This window comes from Nonomuraea bangladeshensis (assembly GCF_039529455.1).
GTDB classification, from domain to species: domain Bacteria; phylum Actinomycetota; class Actinomycetes; order Streptosporangiales; family Streptosporangiaceae; genus Nonomuraea; species Nonomuraea bangladeshensis.
In genome coordinates this window covers 1-725 of sequence record NZ_BAAAMV010000044.1, presented here as the reverse complement: position 1 = coordinate 725, position 725 = coordinate 1, and the positions used below count along the sequence as shown (strand labels likewise).

Genomic DNA, 725 nt, shown 5'->3' with positions numbered 1-725 from the left:
CACCTGGCCGCGTTGCGCGGCGTGCTCAAGGAGGCGTGGAAGCTCGGCCTGCTCAGCACCGACGACCATCAGCGGGCCGTCGCGCTGGCCCCGTTCGCCGGCCACCGCGAGCCGGCCGGCCAGCACGTCCCGGACACCGTCATCGGCGCGCTCATCGCCGCCTGCGACGCCGACCTCTCACCCGCCGGCGTCGTCACCGGCGCCGGGTTGCGCGACGCGGCCGTCATCGCCGTGCTGGACGCGTGCGGCCTGCGCCGCGCCGAGCTGGTCGCCCTGCAGTACGCCGACTACGACCGGGCCCGGCGCATGCTCACCGTCATCGGCAAGGGCGACAAACAACGCCGCATCCCGGTCAACACCTTCGCCGCCCGCCGCCTGGAGGCCTGGCTCGCCCGCCGCGGCAGCCACCGCGGCCCGCTGTTCCCGCGCCTGACCCGCGGCGGCACCGTACGCACCACCCCCGACGGCCGCCCCTGGCAGATGAACCCCCAAGCCGTGCGCGACATCCTCGCCAAACGCACCGAACAGGCCGCCACCACCCCAGTACGGCCCCACGACCTGCGCCGCACCTTCATCTCCAACCTCCTGCCGCAGGCCGACGCGATCATGACCGCCCGCCTGGCCGGCCACGCCAGCCCCAGCACCACCCTCAGCTACGACGTACGCCCCGACGAAGAAGCCCGCGACGCCGTCGAACGCCTCCGCACCCCCACCGTCACGCCCCT

At 74.8% G+C, this 725-nt stretch carries 1 protein-coding gene; it reads left to right on the top strand.

Annotation, left to right across the window (positions count from 1 at the left end):
• Nucleotides 1-725: tyrosine-type recombinase/integrase (locus ABD292_RS48855; RefSeq protein WP_344220350.1), on the top strand; the 725-nt coding region annotated here is incomplete at both ends.